General features: G+C 69.1%; 27 protein-coding genes, 2 tRNA genes and 1 riboswitch. Of the genes, 18 read left to right on the forward strand and 11 right to left on the reverse strand.

Going from position 1 to position 24,650, the window contains the following annotated elements; genetic code table 11:
* Nucleotides 1-54: 54 nt before the first annotated feature.
* On the reverse strand, nucleotides 55-540 hold the full coding sequence (gene def, locus ACBJ59_RS44805) for a peptide deformylase (RefSeq protein WP_375116186.1): 486 nt from the start codon (nucleotides 538-540) through the stop codon (nucleotides 55-57).
* A 96-nt stretch (nucleotides 541-636) separates the two neighbouring features.
* On the opposite strand from def, the gene ACBJ59_RS44810 reads away from it, so the two are divergent.
* Nucleotides 637-1,104 carry a ribose-5-phosphate isomerase gene (locus ACBJ59_RS44810; RefSeq protein WP_364127340.1) on the forward strand — a complete coding sequence of 156 codons (468 nt, stop codon included), beginning with the start codon at nucleotides 637-639 and terminating at the stop codon, nucleotides 1,102-1,104.
* On the opposite strand, the gene ACBJ59_RS44815 is transcribed toward ACBJ59_RS44810, so the two are convergent.
* Nucleotides 1,101-1,247, reverse strand: coding sequence for a hypothetical protein (locus ACBJ59_RS44815; RefSeq protein WP_357856309.1), 147 nt, complete (start codon nucleotides 1,245-1,247; stop codon nucleotides 1,101-1,103). The genes ACBJ59_RS44810 and ACBJ59_RS44815 overlap by 4 nt on opposite strands.
* A gap of 32 nt (nucleotides 1,248-1,279) precedes the next feature.
* Complete coding sequence (locus ACBJ59_RS44820) at nucleotides 1,280-2,509, reverse strand: GNAT family N-acetyltransferase (RefSeq protein WP_375116187.1); 1,230 nt, start codon at nucleotides 2,507-2,509, stop codon at nucleotides 1,280-1,282.
* A 118-nt stretch (nucleotides 2,510-2,627) separates the two neighbouring features.
* Here ACBJ59_RS44820 and ACBJ59_RS44825 point away from each other — a divergent pair, with 118 nt between their 5' ends.
* A complete protein-coding gene (locus ACBJ59_RS44825; RefSeq protein ID WP_375116188.1) occupies nucleotides 2,628-3,743 on the forward strand; it encodes a PP2C family protein-serine/threonine phosphatase in 1,116 nt (371 codons plus the stop codon).
* A gap of 119 nt (nucleotides 3,744-3,862) precedes the next feature.
* On the opposite strand, the gene ACBJ59_RS44830 is transcribed toward ACBJ59_RS44825, so the two are convergent.
* Nucleotides 3,863-4,459 carry a LuxR C-terminal-related transcriptional regulator gene (locus ACBJ59_RS44830; protein WP_375116189.1) on the reverse strand — a complete coding sequence of 199 codons (597 nt, stop codon included), beginning with the start codon at nucleotides 4,457-4,459 and terminating at the stop codon, nucleotides 3,863-3,865.
* A 163-nt stretch (nucleotides 4,460-4,622) separates the two neighbouring features.
* On the opposite strand from ACBJ59_RS44830, the gene ACBJ59_RS44835 reads away from it, so the two are divergent.
* Nucleotides 4,623-5,930 carry an RIP metalloprotease gene (locus tag ACBJ59_RS44835; RefSeq protein ID WP_375116190.1) on the forward strand — a complete coding sequence of 436 codons (1,308 nt, stop codon included), beginning with the start codon at nucleotides 4,623-4,625 and terminating at the stop codon, nucleotides 5,928-5,930.
* A gap of 7 nt (nucleotides 5,931-5,937) precedes the next feature.
* Nucleotides 5,938-6,291 (forward strand): MmcQ/YjbR family DNA-binding protein, encoded by a 354-nt coding sequence (locus ACBJ59_RS44840; RefSeq protein ID WP_375116191.1) that lies wholly within the window; start codon nucleotides 5,938-5,940, stop codon nucleotides 6,289-6,291.
* 28 nt (nucleotides 6,292-6,319) lie between these two features.
* Here ACBJ59_RS44840 and ACBJ59_RS44845 read toward each other — a convergent pair whose 3' ends face one another.
* The 3 genes from ACBJ59_RS44845 to ACBJ59_RS44855 all read right to left on the reverse strand — a co-directional run bounded on the left by ACBJ59_RS44845 (nucleotide 6,320) and on the right by ACBJ59_RS44855 (nucleotide 9,345).
* Complete coding sequence (locus tag ACBJ59_RS44845) at nucleotides 6,320-7,276, reverse strand: coiled-coil domain-containing protein (RefSeq protein ID WP_375116192.1); 957 nt, start codon at nucleotides 7,274-7,276, stop codon at nucleotides 6,320-6,322.
* Nucleotides 7,277-7,281: 5 nt separating this feature from the next.
* A riboswitch (cyclic di-AMP (ydaO/yuaA leader) is annotated at nucleotides 7,282-7,421 on the reverse strand.
* A gap of 68 nt (nucleotides 7,422-7,489) precedes the next feature.
* On the reverse strand, nucleotides 7,490-8,569 hold the full coding sequence (galT, locus tag ACBJ59_RS44850; protein WP_375116193.1) for a galactose-1-phosphate uridylyltransferase: 1,080 nt from the start codon (nucleotides 8,567-8,569) through the stop codon (nucleotides 7,490-7,492).
* A complete protein-coding gene (locus tag ACBJ59_RS44855; RefSeq protein WP_375116194.1) occupies nucleotides 8,566-9,345 on the reverse strand; it encodes a DeoR/GlpR family DNA-binding transcription regulator in 780 nt (259 codons plus the stop codon). Before ACBJ59_RS44855 ends, galT begins: the two co-directional genes overlap by 4 nt.
* A 140-nt stretch (nucleotides 9,346-9,485) precedes the next feature.
* On the opposite strand from ACBJ59_RS44855, the gene ACBJ59_RS44860 reads away from it, so the two are divergent.
* Complete coding sequence (locus ACBJ59_RS44860) at nucleotides 9,486-9,563, forward strand: 50S ribosomal protein bL37 (RefSeq protein WP_371252575.1); 78 nt, start codon at nucleotides 9,486-9,488, stop codon at nucleotides 9,561-9,563.
* Between the two features lie 42 nt (nucleotides 9,564-9,605).
* Here ACBJ59_RS44860 and ACBJ59_RS44865 read toward each other — a convergent pair whose 3' ends face one another.
* A complete protein-coding gene (locus ACBJ59_RS44865) occupies nucleotides 9,606-10,916 on the reverse strand; it encodes a TrpB-like pyridoxal phosphate-dependent enzyme (RefSeq protein ID WP_375116195.1) in 1,311 nt (436 codons plus the stop codon).
* Nucleotides 10,917-10,941: 25 nt separating this feature from the next.
* Nucleotides 10,942-11,583, reverse strand: coding sequence for a uridine kinase (locus ACBJ59_RS44870; RefSeq protein ID WP_375116196.1), 642 nt, complete (start codon nucleotides 11,581-11,583; stop codon nucleotides 10,942-10,944).
* A 68-nt stretch (nucleotides 11,584-11,651) separates the two neighbouring features.
* Here ACBJ59_RS44870 and ACBJ59_RS44875 point away from each other — a divergent pair, with 68 nt between their 5' ends.
* Nucleotides 11,652-12,161 (forward strand): DUF5946 family protein, encoded by a 510-nt coding sequence (locus ACBJ59_RS44875; protein WP_375116197.1) that lies wholly within the window; start codon nucleotides 11,652-11,654, stop codon nucleotides 12,159-12,161.
* A gap of 17 nt (nucleotides 12,162-12,178) precedes the next feature.
* Here ACBJ59_RS44875 and ACBJ59_RS44880 read toward each other — a convergent pair.
* A tRNA-Gly gene (locus ACBJ59_RS44880) sits at nucleotides 12,179-12,252 on the reverse strand.
* 89 nt (nucleotides 12,253-12,341) lie between these two features.
* Here ACBJ59_RS44880 and ACBJ59_RS44885 point away from each other — a divergent pair.
* The 6 genes from ACBJ59_RS44885 (at nucleotide 12,342) to ACBJ59_RS44910 (ending at nucleotide 15,264) form a co-directional block, all read left to right on the forward strand.
* Nucleotides 12,342-12,418: transfer RNA gene (locus ACBJ59_RS44885), tRNA-Pro, on the forward strand.
* A 160-nt stretch (nucleotides 12,419-12,578) separates the two neighbouring features.
* The gene (locus ACBJ59_RS44890; protein ID WP_375116198.1) at nucleotides 12,579-13,142 is read left to right on the forward strand and encodes a hypothetical protein; all 564 of its coding nucleotides are present in this window, start codon (nucleotides 12,579-12,581) and stop codon (nucleotides 13,140-13,142) included.
* 325 nt (nucleotides 13,143-13,467) lie between these two features.
* Nucleotides 13,468-13,875: a DoxX family protein gene (locus ACBJ59_RS44895; protein WP_375116199.1), complete on the forward strand. Its 408-nt coding sequence runs from the start codon at nucleotides 13,468-13,470 to the stop codon at nucleotides 13,873-13,875.
* 50 nt (nucleotides 13,876-13,925) lie between these two features.
* Nucleotides 13,926-14,504, forward strand: coding sequence for a hypothetical protein (locus ACBJ59_RS44900; RefSeq protein ID WP_375116200.1), 579 nt, complete (start codon nucleotides 13,926-13,928; stop codon nucleotides 14,502-14,504).
* Nucleotides 14,505-14,587: 83 nt separating this feature from the next.
* Entirely contained in the window at nucleotides 14,588-14,752 is a 165-nt protein-coding gene (locus ACBJ59_RS44905; protein WP_375116201.1) for a hypothetical protein, read from the forward strand.
* Between the two features lie 11 nt (nucleotides 14,753-14,763).
* The gene (locus tag ACBJ59_RS44910) at nucleotides 14,764-15,264 is read left to right on the forward strand and encodes a DinB family protein (RefSeq protein WP_375116202.1); all 501 of its coding nucleotides are present in this window, start codon (nucleotides 14,764-14,766) and stop codon (nucleotides 15,262-15,264) included.
* A gap of 62 nt (nucleotides 15,265-15,326) precedes the next feature.
* Here ACBJ59_RS44910 and ACBJ59_RS44915 read toward each other — a convergent pair whose 3' ends face one another.
* Nucleotides 15,327-15,803 carry an ATP-binding protein gene (locus tag ACBJ59_RS44915; RefSeq protein ID WP_364127377.1) on the reverse strand — a complete coding sequence of 159 codons (477 nt, stop codon included), beginning with the start codon at nucleotides 15,801-15,803 and terminating at the stop codon, nucleotides 15,327-15,329.
* 235 nt (nucleotides 15,804-16,038) lie between these two features.
* Here ACBJ59_RS44915 and ACBJ59_RS44920 point away from each other — a divergent pair, with 235 nt between their 5' ends.
* The 6 genes from ACBJ59_RS44920 (at nucleotide 16,039) to ACBJ59_RS44945 (ending at nucleotide 24,209) form a co-directional block, all read left to right on the forward strand.
* On the forward strand, nucleotides 16,039-16,905 hold the full coding sequence (locus ACBJ59_RS44920) for a helix-turn-helix transcriptional regulator (RefSeq protein ID WP_364127379.1): 867 nt from the start codon (nucleotides 16,039-16,041) through the stop codon (nucleotides 16,903-16,905).
* Between the two features lie 166 nt (nucleotides 16,906-17,071).
* A complete protein-coding gene (tig, locus tag ACBJ59_RS44925) occupies nucleotides 17,072-18,469 on the forward strand; it encodes a trigger factor (RefSeq protein ID WP_375116203.1) in 1,398 nt (465 codons plus the stop codon).
* A 352-nt stretch (nucleotides 18,470-18,821) separates the two neighbouring features.
* Complete coding sequence (locus ACBJ59_RS44930; RefSeq protein WP_364127383.1) at nucleotides 18,822-19,454, forward strand: ATP-dependent Clp protease proteolytic subunit; 633 nt, start codon at nucleotides 18,822-18,824, stop codon at nucleotides 19,452-19,454.
* Nucleotides 19,455-19,465: 11 nt separating this feature from the next.
* Nucleotides 19,466-20,089, forward strand: coding sequence for an ATP-dependent Clp protease proteolytic subunit (locus ACBJ59_RS44935; protein ID WP_357856360.1), 624 nt, complete (start codon nucleotides 19,466-19,468; stop codon nucleotides 20,087-20,089).
* Nucleotides 20,090-20,277: 188 nt separating this feature from the next.
* Nucleotides 20,278-21,561: an ATP-dependent Clp protease ATP-binding subunit ClpX gene (gene clpX / locus ACBJ59_RS44940; protein WP_185067261.1), complete on the forward strand. Its 1,284-nt coding sequence runs from the start codon at nucleotides 20,278-20,280 to the stop codon at nucleotides 21,559-21,561.
* Nucleotides 21,562-21,635: 74 nt separating this feature from the next.
* On the forward strand, nucleotides 21,636-24,209 hold the full coding sequence (locus ACBJ59_RS44945) for a valine--tRNA ligase (RefSeq protein ID WP_375116204.1): 2,574 nt from the start codon (nucleotides 21,636-21,638) through the stop codon (nucleotides 24,207-24,209).
* Nucleotides 24,210-24,650 lie beyond the last annotated feature (441 nt).

A 24,650-nucleotide genomic window follows, 5' to 3' on the forward strand; every position in this document is an offset into this window, starting at 1 on the left:
GCGCCTATGGTGGCCCGCGTCCAGCGGGCCGGCACAGGCTGCGATTTCTGCGCCCTATGCCCTGAGCATGATCTTGCGAGCTTCGTTCCGCGGGAGGCGGTCGACGTACAGCTTGCCGTCGAGGTGCTCGGTCTCGTGCTGGAAGCAGCGGGCGAGAGAGCCGCGGGCCTTGACGCGTACCGGCCGCTGCAGCCGGTCCAGGCCCTCGACCGTGACGCCCGCGGCGCGCCCGACCGTCGCGTAGATCGGCTGGCGGGACTGGCGGTCGGGCACGGACAGGCAGCCCTCTTCGTCGAGCACCTCCTCGGGGTCGTCGACGGTGAGCAGCGGGTTGATCACGTGCCCCTTGCGCCCGGCGATGTCATAGACGAACAGCCGCCGCGACACGCCGATCTGCGGGCCGGCCAGCCCCACGCCGTTGACCGCGTACATGGCCTGGAACATCTCGTCGATCAGCCGGCGCAGCTCGCGGTCGAAGTCGGTCACCGGCTCGGCGGGCGTGCGCAGGACCGGATCGCCGATGACGCGGATCTCTCGCATGGCTCTCTGCTTTCGCTTTCGTAAGGACTGGACAACGGTGGAGGCCCTTACTCTAGTCAGCGAGCCCGATCGGCGGGGCTGTGGAAGACTGGGCGGGTGCGTGTCTACATCGGTGCCGACCATGCCGGCTATGAGCTCAAGAACCATCTCGTGTCCTGGCTGAAGGACCACGGGCACGAGGTGACCGACTGCGGTCCCTTCGTCTATGACGCCGAGGACGACTACCCGGCGTTCGTCCTGCGGGCGGCCGAGGGCGTCGCCGGCGACCCCGGCAGCCTGGGGGTGGTGATCGGAGGGTCCGGCAACGGCGAGCAGATCGCCGCCAACAAGGTGCGCGGCATCCGCGCGGCCCTGGCCTGGAGCGAGGAGACGGCCGGCCTCGCCCGCGAGCACAACAACGCCAACGTGGTCAGCGTCGGCGCCCGCATGCACTCCGTCGAGGACGCCACGAGGTTCGTGGAGGTCTTCCTGACCACGTCGTTCTCCGGCAGCGAGCGCCACAGCAGGCGGATCGCGCAGCTGGCCACGTACGAGACGATCGGCCAGCTGCCCTCGCTTCCCTAGCCCTTGCGCTTGGAGTCGCGCCTGGGCATCTCGTCACGCAGGGGCCGCCGGTCGGCGGCCTCCTGCTGCTCTTTCGACGGCTTCGACACATCGCGGGCACGCATGGCGACGACCGCCGTGATCTGCAGACTTTGCAGCGCCATGCCGTCGAGCCTACGCCAGAACGCCCCCGCCGTCAGAACGTCAGCCCCGCCCAGGGCTTCGGGCTCCACGACATGGCGGTGGCCAGCCTGCGCACGCTGCCGGGGTTGTGCTCGCGCAGCAGGCCCGCGTCGAGCTGCTCGCCGAGCAGGCCGTCACCCAGGTACGCCGACCCCAGCGCGGCCACCGGCAGCGTCACGTCCGGCTCCTCCTCCACCGGCTTGCACTCCGCCCCCGACAGGTCGGCGGTGAGCCGCCAGCGGCGGGCGTTCCACGGGCACACGTCGTCCTCGACCTCGACCACCAGGTCCACGGGAGCGGCGTAGGCCCGCGAGCTCAGCGCCCGGTCGACCTCGACCAGGCGTACCCAGAGCTCGTCCGCCCAGCTCGCGCGGAGCTGGCGCTGGTCGGCCAGCAGGGCGATCAGCGGGTCGTCCACCGGCCTGCCGCCCGCCTCGAGCTTGGTGACCAGGTCGCGGTCCAGCACGCTGCGCCAGAGCAGGGCGTAGGCCGCCGGGTCGGCCGCCTCCAGCTCGTACAGCTTCAGGGTGCCGTCGGGGACGCCGTTGTCGTCCCAGGAGGACTTGATGCGGAACAGGGCGTAGCCGCGCACGCCGCCGTCGTCCTCGGCCAGGATCGAGCGCAGCGTTCCGGCGCCGCGCTGGTCGAACTCCTCGTCGGCCAGCAGGCCGTCCCAGGTCTGGGACCTGCGCTCGTACCGGCCGGGGCGGCGGGTCACGACGGAGGCGAACAGCTTCTCCAGCTCGCCGCGCACGTCGGCGGGCTTGGCGACCCGGAGCCGGAGCGACGGGTCCTGGGGTGCTTCGCGGACGAACGCCGAGGCGTGCTTGTGGATCCGGAACGCCAGCTCGCCGGCGGCCCTGCCGTATCCGTACCGGCCGTAGATGAGCGCCTCGGAGGCGTAGAGGGCGGCCACGGACTCGCCGCGCTCGCGTATGTCGGTGAGTTGCCTGCGCATCAAGGAGGACAGCACGCCCCGGCGCCGGTGGGAGGGGAGCACGCTGACGGCGGTCACCCCGGCTACGGGCAACTGCCCGCCGGGGATCGTCATCGTGAGGCTGAAGATGGAGGTGACTCCGGCGATGGTGTCGCCGTCGAAGGCGGCCAGCGTGCGGTCGAACTCGGTCTCCGCCTTGAATCGCCCGGCCTGCGTGGGATGCGGCGTCCAGCCGAACGCCTCTTCGAGCACTCCGGCGAAGGCCGGCCACTCAGACTCGTCAATCGGACGGATCGGATACGTCATCCGTCCACGGTAGGAGCGGGCAAAGGGGAAGGGCCACCCAATATACGTGCTTAATGATCAAGGCGTTGGTCAAGTGGGCTGCCCAAACACGGGTCAGACCGATACAGTCAGGCGCATCATGAGTTCCCGACCGGCGCCGCTCATCCCGCCACGGGTCCGTGCGGTCCTGGTGCGGGTGCCGTTTCTGGTGCCCATCGTCCGGTTCGTTCGGCGCGTGCTGCTGGCCCGGGACCGCAGTCTGCTCAGCACGCTGATCGTGCTGGCGCTCGTCATCGGGTTCCTCGCGGCCGAGGTCTCGACCGAGTGGTTCTCGCCCTCGCTGCTCATCCTGGTCACCCTCGTCGGCGGGCTCCAGCTCCGGCTGCGCAGCCTGGTCAAGTTGCTGGTGGGGGTCGGGGTCGCGCTCGGCTACGTCGCGGCCACGCTGGGCGCGAGCCGCGTCGGGCTGGGGCTGTCGGTGACGATCGTGTTCACCACCGTGCTCGCCGTGCTCATGGCCCGCACCAGGGGCAAGCTCGGCGTCCAGGGGCTGCGCGGCGACGCGATGCTGCTGGAGCTGCGCGACCGGCTCAGGAGCCAGGGCGAGCTGCCCGCGCTGCCGAAGGACTGGGGCGGCAAGGTGGTGCTCAAGCAGGCCGGCGGGTCCTCCTTCGGCGGCGACTTCATGGTCTCCATGCGCGACGGCAACTCCGTCGAGATCGCCCTGGTCGACGTGTCCGGCAAGGGCGTCGACGCGGGCACCAGGGCGCTGCTGCTGTCGGGCACGTTCGGCGGGCTGCTCGGCTCGGTCGACGACTTCCTGCCCGCGTGCAACGCCTACCTGCACCGGCAGCGCGGCGACGAGGGATTCGTCACGGCCGTGCACGTGCGTCTCGACCTGGCCACGGGCGACTACACGATCACCTCGGCCGGGCATCCGCCGGTGGTCAAGTTCGACGCGGGCACGGGCAACTGGCAGGTCGCCTCGGCCAAGGGCGTGGTGCTCGGCGTGGTTCCCGACCTGCACTGCGAGCCCGACAGCGGCACCCTGCGCAAGGGCGACGCGCTGCTGCTCTACACCGACGGGCTGATCGAGCAGCCGGGGCGCGACATCGACGCCGGCCTCGACCGGCTGCTCGGCGAGGCGGAGCGGCTGCTGCCCTCGGGGTTCCGCGACGGCGCCAGGGCGCTGGTGAACGCCATGTCCTCGGGACACAACGACGACTGCGCGCTGGTGCTCATCTGGCGGCCATAGACCCGTGACGTTTCACATGGGCCGGTCGTGATGGCGGTCACTGGCAAGGGCCTCCGTCCGCCTGAGATCCTCTAGAGGTTCGGGCCCCGGCGGAGCGGCGCGGCTCCACCGGGGACCCGTCACAGCCAGCCGCTGTCGCTCGCGATGCGCACCGCGTCCAGCCGGTTCCGCGCTCCCGTCTTGCACATGATGCGCGACAGGTGGTTGCGTACGGTGCCGACCGACAGGAAGAGCTCGTCGGCGATCTCCGTCGAACGCGCCCCGCCCGCCGCGACCCGCAGCACGTCCAGCTCCCGCCGGGTCAGCGGGTTCGTCGCGCACTGCAGCGCCGCAACGGCCAGCTCCGCCTCGATGGCCCGCTCTCCCGCCGCCACCTGGCGCACCCCCTCGGCCAGCCGCTCCGGCGGCACGCACAGGCTCATGAACCCGAGCGCCGGACCGGCCAGGGCCTCGCGCACCTGGGCGGGATTGGGGGAGGCCGACAGGATCAGCACCCCGCAGCGGGGCACGTGCTCGGCCAGCCGGTCGGTCACGGCAGGCCCCGGCAGGTCGAGGTCGACGACGGCCACGTCGGCCTCGGCGGTCCTCGCCGCGCGCACCACCTCCTCCGCGCGTTCGGCCTCGGCCACGACCCGCAGGTCGGGTTCGGCTCCGAGGGTGGCGAGCAGGCCACGGCGCACCAACGGCAGGTGCTCTGCGATCAGTATGCGGATCAAGACGTCCCCCTCCGTCGTCTCTTAGCGTGATCGGCCGATCGCGGGCTGTCAATGCTCTTCAAAAGCGGTAAGCCGTGCGGTGTGGCGAGTTCGACTACTCTGGGGCTGTCGGACCTTTCGTCTGTCCTCCGGTCCGCCTGTCGTCTGCCTGGAGCGCGCCTAGATGAACTGGCTCTACGTCGTGGGGATCGTCCTCTTCCTGCTCGGGTTGATGGTCTCCATCGCGCTGCACGAGCTCGGCCACCTGCTCCCGGCCAAGCTGTTCGGCGTCAAGGTGACCCAGTACATGGTGGGCTTCGGCTCGACGGCGTGGTCACGACGCAAGGGCGAGACCGAATACGGCATCAAGTGGATCCCGTTCGGTGGCTACATCCGCATGATCGGCATGCTGCCGCCGCGTCCTGGCGATGAGCCCGGCAAGCTCAGGAGCACCGCGACGGGCCCGTGGCAGGGCCTGATCGAGTCCGCCCGCGACGCCGCCCAGGAAGAGGTGCGGCCGGGCGACGAGGAGAAGGTCTTCTACCGGAAGAAGTGGTGGCAGAAGGTCATCATCATGTCCGGCGGCCCGGCGATGAACTTCGTGCTCGCCTTCGTCTTCTTCAGCATCCTGCTGGTCGGCATCGGCCTGCCCACGCTGGCCCCGATCGTCTCGCCCGAGACCAACACGTGCGTGATCCCGATCTCGGAGCAGCGTACGGAGTGCAAGCCCACCGACAAGCCCACCCCCGCCGTCCAGGCGGGCATGAAGCCCGGCGACCACATCGTCGCCTTCAACGGCCAGAAGATCGGCTCCTGGGACGACGCCACCCGCCTGATCCGCTCCCACGGTCCCGGCGCGGTGCGGCTGGGCATCGTCCGCGACGGCAAGCCGATGACGGTCAACGTCACGCTCATCGCCCAGGACCGGCCCAACCTGGAGGACCCGCAGAAGATCGACAAGAACGTCGGCTTCCTCGGCGTGCTGCCCACCGAGGTCATGCAGCAGCAGACCATGGGCCAGGTCATCGGCTACATGGGCGAGCTGACGGCCAGGGTGGCCGGCTCGCTGCTCAACCTGCCGGAGAAGATGGTCGGCGTCTGGCACGCGGCCTTCTCCGGCGAGGAGCGCGACCCCGAGGGCCCCGTGGGCGTGGTCGGCGCGGGCCGCATGGGTGGCGAGATCCTGGCCTCCGACCAGCTGTCCACCGAGAAGAAGATCGCCATCTTCATCAACCTGCTGGCCGGCTTCAACCTCGCGATCGGCATGTTCAACCTCATCCCGCTGCTGCCGCTCGACGGCGGCCACATCGCCGGCGGGCTGTGGGAGGGCATCAAGCGGGCGTTCGCCAGGATCATGCGGCGGCCGGAGCCGGCTCACGTGGACATCGCCAAGGTGCTGCCGCTGACGTACGCGATCGCGATCGTGATGATGATCATGGCGGGCCTGCTCGTCTACGCCGACCTGGTCAACCCGCTCACGCTGACGAACTGAGGCCGCCGTGGACGCCCTGGAGCGGCTGCGGGGCCTGTGCCTGGCGCTGCCCGAGACGACCGAGCGGCTCTCGCACGGGGAGCCGACGTGGTTCGTCAGGGGCAAGAAGACGTTCGTGATGTTCGCCGATCACCATCATGACGATCGGCTGGCGTTCTGGTGCGCGGCCCCGCCCGGGGTGCAGGAGGAGATGGTGGCGGAGGACCCCGAGAGGTTCTTCCGGCCACCGTACGTGGGGCATCGGGGGTGGCTGGGGGTCTACCTGGACGTGCCGGACGTGGACTGGGCGGAGATCGCGGAGATCGTGACGGACGCCTACCGCCGGATCGCCCCCCAGTCCCTCGCCGCACGCCTGCCCTGACCCCGGGCCCGGCGCGGGTCGCCGCGGGTCAGTTCATCGAGATGTGCACGTGGTCGAAGTGGTTCTCGGTGACGCTGCCCCGGTCGGACATCGTGCTCCAGCCCGATCCGTGGTTGATCCGCTGCTTCCAGATCACGTACTTGACGCCCAGCTTGTTCTGGTTCTTGATCGCCCAGGCCGCGATCCGGTCGCCGAGTGCGTTGTTGACGGCGGTGGGCATCGAGCCGCCCGTGCTCATCATGAAGTCGCAGGCCCGGCCGAGCGGGTGCTCGCCGCTGGAGCCCGAGCGGAAGCAGCCCACCTCGAACGGCAGCGAGAAGTTCTTCTCCACCTGAGCCTTCATCAGCCGCGTACGCGAGGTGATGTTGTCCGTTCCCGTGGGCAGTTCGGGCGCCCAGGAGCCGTCGGACTTGCGGCCGGTGCCGAACGGCACCAGGTCCTCGAGCTTGTCCTTGATGTCGTCGATGACGTCCTCGGCCTCGTCGCGCTGCTCGGCCACCGTGGCCGTGTCCGACTCGATCCGGGCCGCCAGCGCCGCGGCCTCCTCGCTGGCCTGCTGCTTGTCGTCGCGGGCCGTGGCGACGCCCTGCACGACGGCCTGCTGCTCGGCGGTGAGCTGTTCGAGCAGGGCCGCGCTGCTGGCGTTCTGGGGCAGCATCAAGGTGGGTACGGACGGGTCGGCGTTCTGGTAGCGCAGGCGGGCGATCTCGGCGACCCGCTGCTCGGCCGTGGTCAGCGCCTGCTCGGCGGTGGCCAGCCTGGCCTCGGCCGTCTCGGCGGCCTGCTGGGCCTTGGCCAGCTCGACGCGCTTGAGGTTGTACCGCTCGATGAGCTTGTCGACCTTGGTGTTGAGCTGTTTGAGCTGGGCGCGGAGTTCGGCTTCCGTGGGTTTGGGGGCTCCCGACGCCGCGGTCGCCGGGAGGACGGCGATGGCGGCGGCGGCGATGAGACCGATGGCAAGAGTCGCGGGGGACGAAGCCGCCACGTAGGTGTTCCTCTCCCTCTGCCGGCCGGGTTAGCTGACGGGTTCGGGCAGGGGAGTTGATCCCTACCGCCGAAGCGGATTCACCCCAGGTGCGATGGGTCCCCGGCTCCCGGGCGACGCGCTCGGGATTAGGCGTGCCACGGCTGTTTCGGCCGGTGCATATGGGGATATTAGTGGTAGATCACGAGTCATGCGACCTTAAGTAGAAATCTATTAGTGATCTACTTGTGATCGAAGCATGCGTGCCGCCTCCTCCGGCAGCACGTCGTTGACGAAGGCGCCCATCGCGGACTCCGAGCCGGCCAGATACTTGAGCTTGTTCGCCGCCCGCCGGATGCTGAACAGCTCCAGGTGCAGATAGCCCAGCTCCCGGTCCTGGCGTACGGGTGCCTGGTGCCAGGCCGACACGTACGGCATCACCACCCCGAACAGCCCGTCCAGCGCCCGCAGGACCGAGGTGTAGAGGGGCGCGAACGCGTCCCGCTCCTCCTCCGTGAGCGCGGCCAGGTCGGGCACCTGCCGGTGCGGATAGAGGTGCACCTCGAACGGCCAGCGCGCGGCGGCGGGCACGAAGGCCGTCCACAGCTCGTTGGCGGCCACCACCCGTGTCCCCGCCTCCCGCTCGGCGGCCAGCACGTCGGCGAACAGGTTGCCCGGCCCCTTGTACCGGGCCGCCGCGCCGAGCTGCAGCCTGGTCCTGGGCGTGACGTACGGGTAGGCGTAGATCTGGCCGTGCGGGTGGGCGAGCGTGATGCCGATCTCCGCGCCCCGGTTCTCGAAGCAGAACACCTGCTCCACGCCCTCGATCGTGGACAGCTCGGCCGTGCGGTCGGCCCACGCCTCCATGACGAGCCCCACCTGGTCGTCGGAGAGCTTGGAGAAGGAGGACGAGTGGTCGGAGGTGAAGCACACCACTTCACACCGGCCCACACCCGGACGGACTTCGCTCAGGCCGCCCACTTCCTCGTAAGTCCCGAAATTTCCGGAGAAAGAGGGGAAGCGGTTCTCGAACACCACCACGTCGTAGTCGTGGGCGGGGATCTCCGACGACCGCGTGTCCGACGACGGGCACAACGGGCACTCGGCCGTGCCGCCGGTCGGCAGAAACGTCCGCGTCTGCCGGTGCCCGGCGATCGCGATCCACTCCTCGGTCAGCGGGTCGTAACGCAGCTCGGAGGCCACGGGGCGGGGCTCCAGCGGCCGCCGGTCGATCGCACTCCTGTCGGCGTCGTCACGCCGGTCGAAGTAGATGAGCTCCCGGCCGTCGGCCAGATGGGTGATGGTGCGCTTCAAAGCGAGCCCTCCGCGATGATGAGTTCTCCGGCCCGTTCGGCCAGCTCTGTTCGTGCGTCCTCGGGCAGCCCCGCGTCGCTGATGACCACGTCGGCCTCGGTCAGCTCGGCGATGGTGCTGATGCCGACCGTGTTCCACTTGGTGTGGTCGGCGGGGACCACCAGCCGGTGCGCGGCCGCGACCAGCTCCCTGTCGGTCTCGGACTCGAGCAGGTTGGGCGTGGTGAACCCGGCCCGCACGCTCATCCCGTGCACGCCGAGGAAGAGCGTGTCCACGTGCAGGCGGCGGATCGCCGCCACGGCGACCGGGCCCACCAGGGCGTCGGACGGCGTGCGCACCCCGCCGGTCAGCACGACGGTGCGGTCGGCGCGCGGGTTGCGGTGGAAGACCTCGGCGACCGGGATCGAGTTGGTGATCACGGTCAGCTCGGGCACGCCGATCAGGTGGTGGGCCAGCGCCCACGTGGTGGTCCCCGCCGACAGCGCCACGGCCGTGCCCGGTCGTACGAGCGTGGCCGCGTGCCGCGCGATGGCGTCCTTCTCCTGCTGCTGGCGGGCGGACTTGGCGGTGAAGCCGGGCTCCTCGGTCGAGCCGGGGCCGAGCGCTGTCGCGCCTCCGTGCACCTTCTCCAGCAGCCCGCGTTCGGCCAGCACCTCGAGGTCGCGGCGGATGGTCATGTCGGAGACGCCGAGCTCGCGTACGAGGTCGGCCACCCGGACGCCGCCGTTGCTGCGCACGCGTTCGAGGATCGCCTGCTGCCGCTGCTGTGCGAGCACGCCCGCTCCTTCCAACAGATTCCACCAAATTATGACACGGAATTGTTGGGGAATGTTAGTTAGCGCGGAACGCTTGCGCTGGTCAGGGTGGGCAGGAGACGTTGGTCACTCCTGCCGTACCGATCAGCGGAGGCGAGTGCATGGCCAGGCGCGCACGCAAGGGCAAGGCACGCAAGAAGAAGAAGGCGAACCACGGCAAGCGTCCCACGGCGCGATGACCGGCGGGTGGCCGCCCACCCCCGCGGCCACCCGCGGCTCGCTCATCCCGGCAGCTGGGTGAGGGCCTGGTCGATGCGCTCCTGCGGCAGCGTGTAGTCCTCGAGCTGCCCGGCCAGATGGCGGTCGTACGCGCCGAGGTCGAAGAAGCCGTGGCCGCACAGGGCGGTCAGGATGACCTTCTCCTCGCCGCTCTCCTTGCAGCGCAGCGCCTCGGCGATGGTCTCGGCCAGCGCGTGCGTGGGCTCGGGGGCCGGCACGATGCCCTCGGTCCTGGCGAAGCGGATGCCGGCCTCGAAGCACTCGCTCTGGGAGCGGGTGACCGCCTCGAACATGCCCAGCTCGTACATGTGCGACAGCAGCGGCGACATGCCGTGATAGCGCAGGCCGCCCGCGTGGATCGGGTCCGGTACGAACGTGTGCCCCAGCGTGTGCATCTTGAGCAGCGGCGTGAACCCGGCCGTGTCCCCGAAGTCGTAGGCGTACGCGCCGCGCGTGAACGACGGGCAGGCCGCCGGCTCGACCGCGCGGAACACCGTGCCGATCCGCCCGGCCAGCTTCTCCCGCAGGAACGGGAAGGCCAGGCCGGCGAAGTTCGAGCCGCCGCCGGTGCAGCCGATGACCAGGTCCGGCAGCTCGGGCAGCTGCTTCAGCGCCTCCTCGCCGATCACGGTCTGGTGCATGAGGACGTGGTTGAGCACCGAGCCGAGCGCGTAGCGGGCGTCGGGCGTCGCCGCCGCCACCTCGACGGCCTCGCTGATCGCGATGCCCAGGCTGCCCGGGGAGTCGGGGTCGTCGGCCAGCACCTTGCTGCCCGAGCCCGTCACGGGGGAGGGGCTGGCGTGGACGGTGGCGCCGTACACCTGCATGAGGGAGCGCCGGTACGGCTTCTGGTCGTAGGAGGCGCGGACCATCCAGACCTGGCACTCCACGTCGAACTGGGAACAGGCGAACGCCAGGGCCGAGCCCCACTGCCCGGCGCCGGTCTCGGTGGTCAGCAGCCGCACGCCCTCCCGGGCGTTGTAGTACGCCTGCGGCACGGCCGTGTTCGGCTTGTGGGAGCCGGCGGGCGAGCCGCCCTCGTACTTGTAGTAGATCCGGGCCGGCGTGCCGAGCGCCTTCTCCAGCCTGCGCGCCCGGATCAGCGGCGTCGGCCGCCAGAGCCGGTAGACGTCCAGCACCTCCTGCGGGATCGGGACGAACCGCTCGCCGCTCACCTCCTGCCCGATCAGTTCCATCGGGAAGAGCGGAGCCAGGTCGTCGGGGCCTATGGGCTGCCGCGTGCCCGGATGCAGCGGTGGAGGAGGCGGGGTGGGCAGATCGGGAACGATGTTGTACCAGTTGCTGGGGATCATCGCTTCAGTCTGCGCCGCCGGTGGGTCAGGTTCCAGACCCGCCACGGACCAGCACGGCCGGTCGCCGGGGATGGTCGGCCCGCACCACGACGTCGGCCGCCTCCTGGGGCCGCGCCTCCCGCTCGTAGCGCTCGTAGGCCGGCAACCGCCACCGCTCGTCCTCCGGGGTGCCGCGTTCGAGCGCCCCCGGCGACAGCCACAGGTGCACGCTAACCTCGAACGCCAGCCCCCGACCCAGCAGCAGCGTCCCGTCGACGACGACCACCCCGCCCGGCGGCAGCTCTGCGTACGGCACCCGGTACGCCCGATCGATCCCGCTGTCCCACAGCGCCGGCAGCACCCGCCCCGGCCCGCCCGGCTCCAGCGGGTCCAGCACCTCCCGGCGCAGCGCCTTGGCGTCGAGCCAGTCGTCGTAGAAGGCGTCGGGATCGGTCCTGCCGTATTCCAGCCGCAGCGAGGCGGGCCGCAGGAAGTCGCCCGCCGACACCCGCACCACCTGCCGCCCGCGCAGCCGGAGGGGCGCGACCAGCTCGTCGGCCAGCGCGTCCGGGCGTGTCGCGGGCGCCCCGTCCACGGCCACCCGCACCCACGATCCCGGCGGCCGGGCGGAGATCAGCTCGGCCAGCTCCTCGACGAGGGCCTCACGGGAGATCGGTCGCGCGCGCATCGAGCACAGCTTAGGGGCGCGGGAAATGCCTTCGACAAGGCCGTCGCGGGAGGCCTAGATTGCCCGGCATGGCTCGGTGCGACTGCGGTGCGGACTCCGGCCCGCTCGGCGTGTGCGCGGACTACTACCACGCGATCCTGGCCGAGGAGCAGGGCGATCCCGGGATGTACCGGTGGCACGCGGTGGTGGTGTGCGCGTACGTGCTGCAACATCCTTCCGCCGGCCGCGGGAAGTTCCTGGACGGCCAGTTCCGCCTGCTGCAGCTCTACGCGCACCAGGGCCTCGACGCGCTGCTGCGCCTGCAGGCCCACCAGGTGGCGCGCAACAACCACAGGGCCCGGTCGGGCTACGACATGAGGCCGCTGACGCCGTACGCACCGCTTCCGGCCGGCGGCCCACCCGCGCACTTCCGCGCCGCCTTCACCGGACTGCCGGTCAGCGACGGCAGCTTCGTCGCCGACGGCCACCCCCCGTACGGGCACCGCATCCATGCCGTCGCCGAGGCGACGCTGGAATCGTGGGCCGAACTCCTCGACCCCGGCGACCACCACGAAGGCCAGGCACCCCACCCGGGATGACCTGGCCTTTCGCTGCCTGGAGCGGACGACGGGAATCGAACCCGCGTAGCTAGTTTGGAAGACTAGGGCTCTACCATTGAGCTACGTCCGCGCGAACCGGTCGAACTCTGGTCTAGACTTCATCCGGTCGTCAGGGCGTAAGCGTACCGGAGACACGGACCGCATGCGCACTCGACGAAACGGGGCGTGGCGCAGCTTGGCAGCGCGCTTGCTTTGGGAGCAAGAAGTCGCAGGTTCAAATCCTGTCGCCCCGACCAGCCAGAAGGCCCCATCCGAATCGGGTGGGGCCTTCTGAGTGTCCAAGCGGGTGCCTGACCATTGGCACGGGGGCGGAGGAGCACGAAGAGCCGTCCCAGCTGTCCCGGTGAGAAGCAGCCGGCTCTTGATGTCCTCGGTGGTGGACGGCAAGATCACGCCGTGACCGACTACAAGCAGGTGGCCGACGCCTTGGGGAACACCACCTGGATCACCTGGTGTACGGGCGCCACCCTGGACGATGTCCTCGCCCCCTACGGCGGAAGCCATCACCTGGTGACTGCCGCCACGTTCAGCGAAGCCAACGAGGACGCGCACTTCTATCTCGAAGAGGGAATACCGCTGCTCCTCGCAGGCGTGCTCGGCCAGGGCGTCGTCCTCCTGGAGCCAGGGCTGCCTTTCATGGAGACCGACGCGCAGGTCCGCCTCTCTCAGGCAGGCGTGTGCCTGGACGTCGGCTGGAGCGACTTCGGCCCGCCTTTTGTTACGTACAGGGAGAAGGGGCGCGTTGTGGTGAGCTTCGAGGGCACGGGGTGGGAGTACGACGCCACGCCCGACCAGGAGACGGTGGAGCGCTGGATGCGCACCACCCCCGGCGGGTTGGAGGGGTGGCAGGCCAACTACGGCACGGCGTCGCTGATGACGGCGGAGGCCATCATGGGCGCTCCTATGGACGAGCAGTGGCTGGCGCGAGAACACACCTGCATAACGCATAGAAGGGGCTGACTCGGAGTGGCCTCGTCCACGTTCGGTGAGCCTGGGAGAGCTGCTGAAACATGTTGCAGCGCCGTGCGAAGCACCGCCCGAAACGGCGGGCGAAGCTCCGAACAGCCCTGGCAGCAGTCACCCGCCCGCTTGACGATCGGGGCGAACGCAGGTTCAAGTCCTGTCGCCCGTTTCCGGCGTTCGTGCGCGAACGCCGACGCCGGCGACCCTCCCCGGCCGACGGCAAGGGTGCACCTAGGTGCACCCCGTACGGTACCCAGCCCGATGGTCCCTCCCGACCTGCCTCCTTAGCGTAGAGATCATCGACGACGAGGAGGTACGGATCGTGACCACGGCACCGCACCAGACCACCACCGGCCGCGTGGCCCACATCGCCCTGTGGGTCCTGCAGGTCGTCGTCGCCGGCGTCTTCGTGATGTCGGCCTTGGGGAAGTTCACCGGCGCGGAGCCGTCCGCGTCCACGTTCGAGGCGATCGGCCTGGGTGACTGGTTCCGTCACCTCATCGGGGTGCTGGAGGTGGCCGGGGCCGTGGCGCTGCTGGTGCCGCGGCTGGCCGGGGCGGCCGCGCTGGCGTTCGTCGGGCTGATGGCCTGCGCGGCGCTGACCGAGGTCTTCGTGTCCGGGGGCTGGGTGGTCCTGCCGCTGGTCCTGCTCGCGCTGAGTGCCGTGATCGCCTGGGGGCGCAGGGCGGGCGTGACGCGACTCTGGGCACGGGTCTCCGGGCGGTCGTAGCCCCGCGGGTCTCCGGGCGGCCCTGGAGCCGTACGGGCATGCTGGGGGCCGTGGATCTTTTCACGGACGACCCCATGGCCCGCCCGCTCACCTATCCGGGACGCATCCCGGCCGCCTCCGGCGTCCTGCTCGACGACGCGTACGTGCCCCTGCGGGCCGACGGAGACCCGGACGGCTGGCGGGCGGGGGAGGAGACGCTCGCCGCCCTGCTGGCAAGGGAGGGCGGCGAGGGGCTGGCGGCCCGCCACCGCGTCGTGGCCGTCGGCTCCAACGCCGCTCCCAGCCAGCTGCGCAGGAAGTTCCTCGACCACCGCGTACGCCCGTTCGTCCCCATGACGGTCGCCGAGGTGCGCGGCGTCGCCCCCGGCGTCTCCGCCCATGTGAGCCGGTGGGGTTACGTACCGGCCGCGCCGATCGAGACCCCCGGCGAGACCTCCAGGCTGTTCGTGCTCTGGCTGGACGAGCACCAGCTCGCGGCGCTGGACCTCACCGAGCCCAACTACCGCCGGCGGCCCTCGCCGACCCGATCACCCTGGAGTCCGGCACCCGCCTGCCACCCCCTTACGTGTACGAGGGCCGGCACGGCTGCCTCGCCACGGGAGACGGCCGGGCCCACCCCCGCCGCCTGACCTCCCAGAGGACGCTGATCCAGTCCCTCCTGGACGGATCCGCCGCCCTCCGCCACCTGTGCGGGAACACCCCCGAGGAGTTCGTGGACAACGTCAGGGACGACACCGTACGCGAGGCGGCCTACCGGCTCCTCCAGGCCGAATGCCGGGTCAGGCCCGGGCCGGGCAAGGGACCGGGCAAGGGACCGGGCAAGGGGTCGGGCAAGGGGTCGGGAAACGGGTCGGGGCCGGGGGACGCGGCCGGATAAGGTCGGGCCTCGTGACAGACACCCGAACTCCCCCTCCCCTCACCGGCGACGAGCCGACCGTTTTGAACAACTGGCTCGAATGGCACCGGGCGACCCTGGCCGTCAAGTGCGCGGACCTGTCGGACGAGCAGCTGCGCCTGCGCGCCGCCCCGCCCTCCACGCTCTCCCTGCTGGGCCTGGTCAGGCACCTGGCGCACGTCGAACGCAGCTGGTTCCGGCGCGTGCTCAACGGCGAGGACCTGCCCAAGCTCTGGGACAAGGACCGCGACAACGACGCCGACTTCAACGAGGTGGACACCGCCTCGGTCAAGGAGGCGTTCGCGACGTGGGAGGAGGAGATCGAGCACGCGCGCGCCATCTCGGCCGCCAAGCCGCTCGACGCCGTGGGCGATCGCAACGGGCAGGAATGCTCGCACCGCTGGATCCTCGTCCACATGATCGAGGAGTACGCCCGCCACAACGGTCACGCTGACCTGCTACGCGAGCGTATCGACGGCGTCACCGGCGAGTGACGGCACGCCCCGGGCCTCCGGCCGCTCCTGCCGGGGGCCGGGCTCAGCGGGATGGAGACGGTTCAGGCGTCGGCGCGGAACAGCGCCCATACGGCCTTGCCGCCGCGCGCCAGCGGGTCCCAGCCCCAGCACTGGCTGTAGGTTTCGACGATGTAAAGGCCACGCCCGTTCTCGGAGATGAAGTCGGGCTCCTTGGGACGCGGCACCTCGTCGCTGGGGTCGGCCACGGCGAGCAGCACGTGGGGGGCGACCCGCATCAGCAGCAGCTCTATCTCGCGGCGCCCGCGCGCGTACATCGCGTACCTGACCGCGTTCGTCACCAGCTCCGAGACCACCAGCGCGGCGTCGTCGCTCAGCTCGTGCAGGCCCCAGCCGCGCAGCGTCGAGCGGGTCACGTCCCTGGCCGTCTTCACCGAGTCCGCCTGGAAGGGCAGCGGGCACGAGGTGGTGTACGGCTTGCCACCCATGAGCAGGCGGTCGAAACCCACCTCTCGGGTGATCTGGAGGCAATCGGCAGTGGCCAGAGGATCCTCCACCATGCCGCCGATACCTCCCCGTTCAGCCTTGGTTAGTGCATGTTTGGCCCAATATGCACTAAGCCATCATGGGTCACGATCGCCTGCAGCTGCAAGACCCAAATGCACGTGCAAGTGCAATGTGCAGTAGCAAGCGGCGTTTTCGGGGCATAGATATCCGAATCGGACACGAGGTTGAGACCTTGTCATACCCGGCAATGTGGTGTCACTGTGTGTGCGGACCTTGATAGGAGGCAAAGTGACGCAGAACCAGCCGGGTTCCGGGCCGACGGCGCTGCGCATCCTCCTGGGCTCCCAACTGCGCAAGCTCAGGGAAGCGAAGAACGTCACTCGTGAGGAGGCCGGCCACCTCATCCGGGGGTCGGAATCCAAGATCAGCCGGATGGAACTCGGCCGAGTGGGGTTCAAAGAACGCGACGTGGCGGACCTGCTGACCCTGTACGGGGTCGTGGATCATCAGGCCCGCTCCGCCGTACTCGACCTGGTGGCCACCGCCAATGAGCCTGGCTGGTGGCACCGGTTCAACGACGTCCTGCCCACGTGGTTCCAGGCGTTCGTCGGCCTTGAAGAGGCCGCCGCCAGGATCAGGACCTACGAGGTCCAGTTCGTGCCGGGACTGTTGCAGACCAAGGAGTACGCAAGGGCTGTGGTGACCGCCGGTTCGGCGGGCATCGGGGCGGAGGAGATCGCCAGAAGGGTGGATCTCCGCCTGGAGCGCCAGCGGATGTTCGACAGGCCCGACGGGCCGGTCTTCTGGGCGGTGATCGACGAGGCCGCGCTACGGCGCCCCATCGGCGGCGCCGAGGTGATGAGGGCCCAGCTCGAGCACCTCATCGACCTGATGCGCCAGCCCAGCATCACGATCCAGATCATGCCGTTCAGCTTCGGCGGGCACAGTGCGGAGGGCGGGGCGTTCAGCATCCTTCGCTTCCCCGACACCGACCTGCCCGACGTGGTGTACGTCGAGCAGCTCGCCAGCGCGCTCTACCTGGACAAGCGGGAAGATGTGGACCGATACACCGAGGTGATGGAGCGGCTCTGCGCCGTGAGCACCACCCCGGACGAGACGATCGAGTTGTTGAGGACGATCGCGGACGAGTTCTGACGGCGTCGGGCGTCGTGGTTGGGTATGCATCTGCCCTAGACTGGCCATCGGCGTTGGAACCCGCCGTGGCGGAGCATGCCCAACACCGCTCATGTGGGCGCGGCGCGTGAGCCGAACCGATGGACGCGCCCGCGATCACTCGTAGCTTGATCAAGGAGACCATTCCGTGAAGACCGCTGTCGAGGAGCTCAGCCCGACCCGGGTCAAGCTCACTGTCGAGGTGCCGTTCGACGAGCTGCGCCCGAGCATGGATGCGGCGTACAAGAAGGTCGCGCAGCAGGTGCGCGTCCCCGGGTTCCGGCCTGGCAAGGTTCCGGCCCGCATCATCGAGCAGCGCTTCGGCCGGGCGGTAGTGCTGGAGGAGACCCTCAACGACGCGGTGCCCAAGCTGTACGGCCAGGCCGTCGACGAGGTCGACGTGTTCCCGGTCAGCCAGCCGGACATCGAGGTCACGAAGATCGACGACGGTGAGCAGATCGAGTTCACCGCCGAGGTCGACATCCGGCCCAACTTCGACGTGCCCGACTACGCGGGCGTCGAGATCACGGTCGACTCCGCCGAGGTCTCCGACGAGGACGTGGACGCCCAGCTCGACGCGCTGCGCCAGCGCTTCGCCACGCTGACCGGCGTGGAGCGCGCCGCCGCCAACGGCGACTTCGTCGTCATGGACCTGCGCGCCGAGATCGACGGCAAGAACATCGAGGAGCAGCAGGCCAGCGAGGTCTCCTACGAGGTCGGCGCCGGCTCCGTGCTGCAGGGCCTCGACGACGCGCTCGAGGGCATGTCCGCGGGCGAGGAGAAGAGCTTCAAGACCGAGCTGGTCGGCGGTGAGAACGCCGGCGAGGAGGCCGACGTGATCATCAACGTCAAGTCGGTCAAGGAGAAGGTCCTGCCCGAGCTGGACGACGAGTTCGCCCAGCTCGCGAGCGAGTTCGACACGCTCGACGAGCTCAAGGCCAGCATCCGCGAGCAGTCCCGCCGCAACAAGCTGATCGACCAGGTCGTCCAGGCCCGCGAGAAGGCGCTCGACGCGCTGCTGGACCAGATCGACATCCCGCTGCCGGAGAGCGCGCTCAAGGCCGAGGTCGACGCCCGCAAGCACAACCTTGACCACCAGGTGGCCGAGAGCGGCCTCAGCCGCGACGCCTTCTTCCGCCTCTACCAGACGACGGAGGAGGAGCGTTTCGCCGAGTTCGAGACCAACTCCGCCAGGGCGATCAAGGTCGGGTTCGTGCTCGACAAGATCGTCAAGTCCGAGGAGCTGGGCGTCTCGGAGCAGGAGCTGACCAACTTCGTGGTGCGCCGCGCCATGGAGATGGGCGTGCAGCCGAACGAGCTGGCCAAGCACCTCGCCGACAACGACCAGCTCACGCTGGCCATGGTCGAGATCGTGCGCGACAAGGCCAAGTCGGTGCTCGGTGACGCCGCCAAGGTCGTCGACACCGAGGGCAACGAGGTCGACCTCAAGGCCATCTACACCGAGATCAACGGTGGCGAGGTCGTCGAGGAAGAGGCCGCCGCCTCCGACTCGGACGCCGACGCCGAGGGCAAGCCCGAGGCGTGACATCCGCCTGGGCGTCGAGGCCCCCGGACTGGAAACGGTCCGGGGGCCTCCGCTTTGGGGGCGCTGAGAGGGCCTGTGACGGCATCGCGGGCCGGTACGCGGCTCCGACGCCCCTGCGCGGCCTGCCCTACCCTGATCCGCCCTCTGAGCGCCCCGGGGAGGTGGGCGTCGCCCGCCGTCGGCCGGCCCTCGTGGGACGAAAGCCGCATTGGCCCGCAAAGGGAACAGGTGTGCGCACGGACGCACCTGCGCCGTCAGCGAACAGTCCGGGGGACCGGGCATGACCTGTAGGTGGCGCGCGTTAAGGTCACAAGCAAAGCCAATCGATTACGACGCATCGGAAGGTGACGCTGTGACCAGCCCGCCGACCTTCTATCAGCCTGAGTCGCGAGGCCGTGAGAACGGCTCGTCCTTCCGGCTTGAGGACCAGCTTTACCAGCGCCTGCTCCGCGAGCGCATCATTGTGCTCGGACAGGAGGTCAACGACGAGATCGCCAACCGCATCTGCGCCGAGCTCCTCCTGCTCGCGGCCGATGACCCCGAGCGGGACATCACGCTGTACATCAACTCGCCGGGGGGCTCGGTGAGTGCGGGCATGGCGATTTACGACATGATGGAATACGTGCCGAACGACGTATCCACGGTCGTGATGGGCATGGCCGCCTCCATGGGGCAGTTCCTGCTGACCGCGGGGGCGCGTGGCAAGCGTTACGGCCTGCCGCACGCCCGGGTGATGATGCACCAGCCGTCGGGCGGCATCGGTGGCACCGCCGCCGACATCGCCATCCAGGCCGAGCAGATGCTCTACGTGAAGAAGACGCTCGCCGAGCGGATCGCCTTCCACACGGGCCAGCCGCTGGACCAGATCGAGTCCGACTCCGACCGCGACCGCTGGTTCACGGCGGAGGAGGCCAAGGACTATGGCTTCATCGACCACGTCGTGCGCAGTGCGCGGCAGGTGCCCTCTGCGGGCCCGGTCTCTTAGGGGGAGCTGACATGAACATCCAAAGCCGTTACGTTCTCCCCTCCTTCGTCGAGCGCACGTCATACGGCGTGAAGGAGATGAACCCGTACAACAAGCTCTTCGAGGACCGCATCATCTTCCTCGGAGTGCAGATCGACGACGCGTCGGCCAACGACGTGATGGCCCAGCTGCTGACGCTGGAGTCGCTCGACCCCGACCGTGACATCAGCATCTACATCAACTCGCCCGGCGGTTCCTTCACCGCCATGACGGCGATCTACGACACGATGCAGTTCGTCCGGCCGGAGATCCAGACCGTCTGCCTCGGCCAGGCCGCCTCCGCGGCGGCCGTGCTGCTGTCCGGAGGCACCCCGGGCAAGCGCTTCGCGCTGCCCAACGCCCGGGTGCTGATCCACCAGCCGTCCACCGAGGGTGGCGGCCAGGGCAGCGACATCGAGATCCAGGCCCGCGAGATCCTGCGCATGCGCACGCTGCTCGAGGACATCGTGGCCAGGCACACGGGCAAGCCATCCGCCGAAGTCCGCAAGGACATCGAACGCGACAAAATTCTCAACGCGGACGAGGCAAAGGCGTATGGTCTGATCGATGACATTATCCCGTCCAGGAAGAAACGAGCTCAGGCCGTAGCTTCCTAGACGAGACGTGACGCACCGGAGCGCTGCCCTATAGGGCACGTTCCGGTGCGACTCGCCGCTAGGGGGCTCACTGAGGGCCCAGAAGACGGTAACGTCGAAACCTGAGCGGTTCGGCCTAGTCCGGAGGATGTCCGGAGACACTGCTCGCGGGAGCAAGCAGGGCGGTCCCACGCAAAGGAGTATCTGGGGTGGCACGCATCGGCGACGGGGGAGACCTGCTGAAGTGCTCTTTCTGCGGAAAGAGTCAGAAGCAAGTCAAGAAGCTCATTGCCGGTCCAGGCGTCTACATCTGCGATGAGTGCATCGATCTCTGCAACGAGATCATCGAGGAGGAGCTGTCTGAGTCCTCCGAGCTCAAGTGGGACAACCTGCCCAAGCCGAGGGAGATCTACGAGTTCCTCGACGCCTATGTCATCGGTCAGGACAAGGCGAAGAAGGCTCTCTCGGTGGCGGTGTACAACCACTACAAGCGGGTGCAGTCCGGTGACCGGGGCAGAGACGACGGCCTTGAGCTGGCCAAGAGCAACATCTTGTTGCTCGGGCCCACCGGCTCGGGCAAGACGCTGCTGGCGCAGACCCTGGCGAAGATGCTCAACGTACCCTTCGCCATCGCCGACGCCACCGCGCTGACCGAGGCGGGCTACGTCGGCGAGGATGTCGAGAACATCCTCCTCAAGCTCATCCAGGCCGCCGACTACGACGTCAAGAAGGCCGAGACCGGCATCATCTACATCGACGAGGTCGACAAGATCGCTCGCAAGAGCGAAAACCCGTCGATCACGCGCGACGTCTCCGGCGAGGGTGTGCAGCAGGCGCTGCTGAAGATCCTGGAGGGCACCACGGCCTCGGTGCCCCCGCAGGGCGGCCGCAAGCACCCGCACCAGGAGTTCATCCAGATCGACACGACCAACGTGCTGTTCATCTGCGGTGGCGCGTTCGCCGGTCTGGAAAAGATCATCGAGTCGCGCATCGGCAAGAAGGGCATCGGCTTCAACGCCATCATCCGGTCGAAGGAAGAGGTCGACACGGCCGACATCTTCGGCGACGTGATGCCGGAGGACCTGCTGAAGTTCGGCATGATCCCCGAGTTCGTCGGCCGCCTGCCGGTCATCACCTCGGTGCACAACCTCGACCGTGAGGCGCTCATCCAGATTCTCACCGAGCCGCGCAACGCGCTGGTCAAGCAATACCGCAAGTTGCTCGAGCTCGACGGGGTGGAGCTGGAGTTCACCGACGGCGCCCTCGAGGCCATCGCCGACCAGGCCATCCTGCGCGGCACCGGCGCCCGCGGGCTGCGCGCCATCCTGGAGGAGGTGCTCCAGTCCGTCATGTACGAGGTGCCCTCCAGACAGGATGTCGCCCGGGTGGTCATCACCCGCGAGTCGGTGCTCGAGCACGCCATCCCGACGCTCGTGCCGCGCGACCAGCTCGCCGCCAAGCAGCAGCGCACGCCGCGCGAGAAGTCGGCCTGACACTCGCCCGCGGTTTCCGCGAACGCCCCGTGGTTTCGAACCATGGGGCGTTTCGCTTGCCCGCCTCCCTAGAATTGGTCACTGTGACAACGCCAGAGCTGCCTACCCAGTACACACCGGCCGACGTCGAGACCCGTAGCTACGAGCGCTGGGTATCCGAAGGCTACTTCCGCGCCGACCCGGGCAGCTCGCGCGAGCCGTACAGCATCGTCCTGCCGCCGCCCAACGTGACGGGCGTGCTGCACATCGGGCACGCCCTCGACCACTCCATCCAGGACGCGCTGACCCGCCGCGCGCGCATGCGCGGCCTCGAGACGTTGTGGCTGCCCGGCATGGACCACGCCGGCATCGCCACCCAGAACGTCGTCGAGCGCGAGCTGGCCAAGCAGGGCAAGTCCCGCCACGACCTGGGGCGCGAGGCGTTCGTCGAGCGGGTCTGGGAGTGGAAGGAGGAGTCCGGCGGCCGGATCCTCGGCCAGATGCGCAAGCTCGGCGACGGTGTCGACTGGTCGCGCGAGCGGTTCACGATGGACCCGGGGCTGTCGCGGGCCGTGCAGACCATCTTCAAGAAGCTGTTCGACGACGGGCTGATCTACCGCGCCGAGCGGATCATCAACTGGTGCCCGCGCTGCCTGACCGCGCTGTCCGACATCGAGGTGGAGCACAGCGAGGACGAGGGCGAGCTCGTCTCGATCCGCTACTCCGACGAGATCGTGGTCGCCACCACGCGCGCCGAGACCATGCTCGGCGACACCGCCGTGGCCGTGCACCCCTCCGACGAGCGCTACGCCCACCTGATCGGCACGATGGTGGAGGTGCCGCTCACCGGCCGCATGATCCCCGTGGTCGCCGACGAGCACGTCGATCCGGCGTTCGGCACCGGCGCGGTCAAGGTGACCCCCGCCCATGACCCCAACGACTTCGAGATCGGCCGGCGCCATTCGCTGCCGTCGCTGACGGTGATGGACGAGCGCGGCGTGATCACCGCTCACGGGCCGTTCCAGGGGCTCGACCGCTTCGAGGCCCGGCCCGCCGTGGTCGCCGCGCTGCGCGCCGATGGCAGGATCGTCGCGGAGAAGCGGCCCTACGTGCACTCGGTCGGTCACTGCTCGCGCTGCAAGACCGTGGTCGAGCCCAGGCTGTCGCTGCAGTGGTTCGTCAACGTCGCGCCGCTGGCCAAGGCCGCGGGCGACGCCGTCCGCGACGGGCGCACCCGCATCCACCCGCCGGAGCTGGCCAAGCGCTACTTCGACTGGGTCGACGACATGCACGACTGGTGCATCTCCCGGCAGCTCTGGTGGGGTCACCGCATCCCGGTCTGGTACGGCCCCGCCGGTGAGGTCGTGTGCGTGGGCCCCGACGAGGAGCCGCCGGCCGGCTACACGCAGGACTCCGACGTCCTCGACACCTGGTTCTCGTCCGGTCTGTGGCCGTTCTCGACGATGGGCTGGCCCGACCAGACACCCGAGCTGGCGCGCTTCTACCCGACGTCCGTGCTGGTCACCGGCTACGACATCCTGTTCTTCTGGGTCGCCAGGATGATGATGTTCGGGCTCTACGCCATGGACGGCGAGCCGCCGTTCCGCGTCGTCGCCCTGCACGGCATGGTCCGCGACCAGTACGGCAAGAAGATGTCCAAGTCGTTCGGCAACGTGGTCGATCCCCTCGACTGGATCGATCGCTTCGGCGCCGACGCCACCCGCTTCACCCTGCTGCGCGGCGCCAACCCCGGCTCCGACGTCGCGGTGAGCGAGGAATGGGCGGCCGGCTCCCGCAACTTCTGCAACAAGATCTGGAACGCCACCAGGTTCGCCCTGATGAACGGCGCCGCCGTGGGCTCACTCGACGGCGCCGAGCTGACCGCGGCCGACCGGTGGATCCTGTCGCGCCTGCAGACCGTCGTCACGGCGGCCGACGCGGCTTTCGAGGAGTTCGAGTTCGCCAAGGCGTCCGACCTGCTCTACCACTTCGCGTGGGACGAGGTCTGCGACTGGTACCTGGAGCTGGCCAAGATCCAGCTCGGTGAGGGGCTGGAGCACACCCGGCTGGTGCTCGGCCACGTGCTCGACGCCATCCTGCGGCTGCTGCATCCGCTGGTGCCGTTCGTGACCGAGGAGCTGTGGCGGGCCGTCACCGGCGGCGAATCGCTCGTCGTGGCGCCGTGGCCGGTGGCCGAGGCGCGCTACGCGGACCGCGCGGCCGAGGCGGAGATCGAGGCACTGCAGGAGCTGGTGACGGAGGTCCGCCGGTTCCGGTCGGACCAGGGGCTCAAGCCGGGCCAGAAGGTGGCCGCGCGGCTCGGGCTGAGCGGCACGCCGCTGGCCGGCCAGGAGTCGGCGATCCGGGCGCTGCTGCGCCTGACGGACCCGTCGGAGTCGTTCAACGCCACGGCGCGGTTCGCGGTGGGGGCGGTGACGGTGGAGATCGACACCGCCGGCGCCATCGACGTCGCCGCGGAGCGCAAGCGCCTGGAGAAGGATCTCGCTGCCGCGCGCAAGGAGGCCGCCCAGGTGGCCGCCAAGCTGGGCAACGAGCAGTTCATGGCCAAGGCGCCGCAGGACGTGGTGGACAAGGTCAGGAGCCGGGCCGAGCAGGCGTCCGCCGACATCGAGCGGCTGGAGGCTCAGCTCGCCGGGCTGGGTGTTTGAACCGTACGTACGAGGGGAAGGTCCATTCGTTACCGAAGATGGACCTTCCACGGGCCTGAGGCTGCTACAGTTTTCAACGCGGGGCCAATCAGCCCTGACATCCCTGTGAACAAACCCCGACTTCCGGGTTGCGCCAGCCGCGCGGTTGGACAAGAGCCGAAAGTTAGAGTAAGTTAGCAGGGTTGCCTCCAAGCGAGGCAGGTCCGGAAGCTCCCGGATCGGGCGGTTTGACAAGGATCGTCCGGATCTGGTAGTCTAAAGGAAACGAAATGTGCGCCTCTCGCACTGGGGTCCGGAAGGGATCTCGGTGCGGATGTACGCGTCCGTTTCTTGAGAACTCAACAGTGTGTTAAAAGCCAGTGCATGATGCACAACCCCGTCATGGATTGATTGTGACGGATTCCTTTGGTTGATGTCCATCGTGGATGGATGTTGGCCAGG

The sequence above is a fragment of the Nonomuraea sp. MTCD27 genome (assembly GCF_041950495.1).
Lineage (GTDB): Bacteria > Actinomycetota > Actinomycetes > Streptosporangiales > Streptosporangiaceae > Nonomuraea.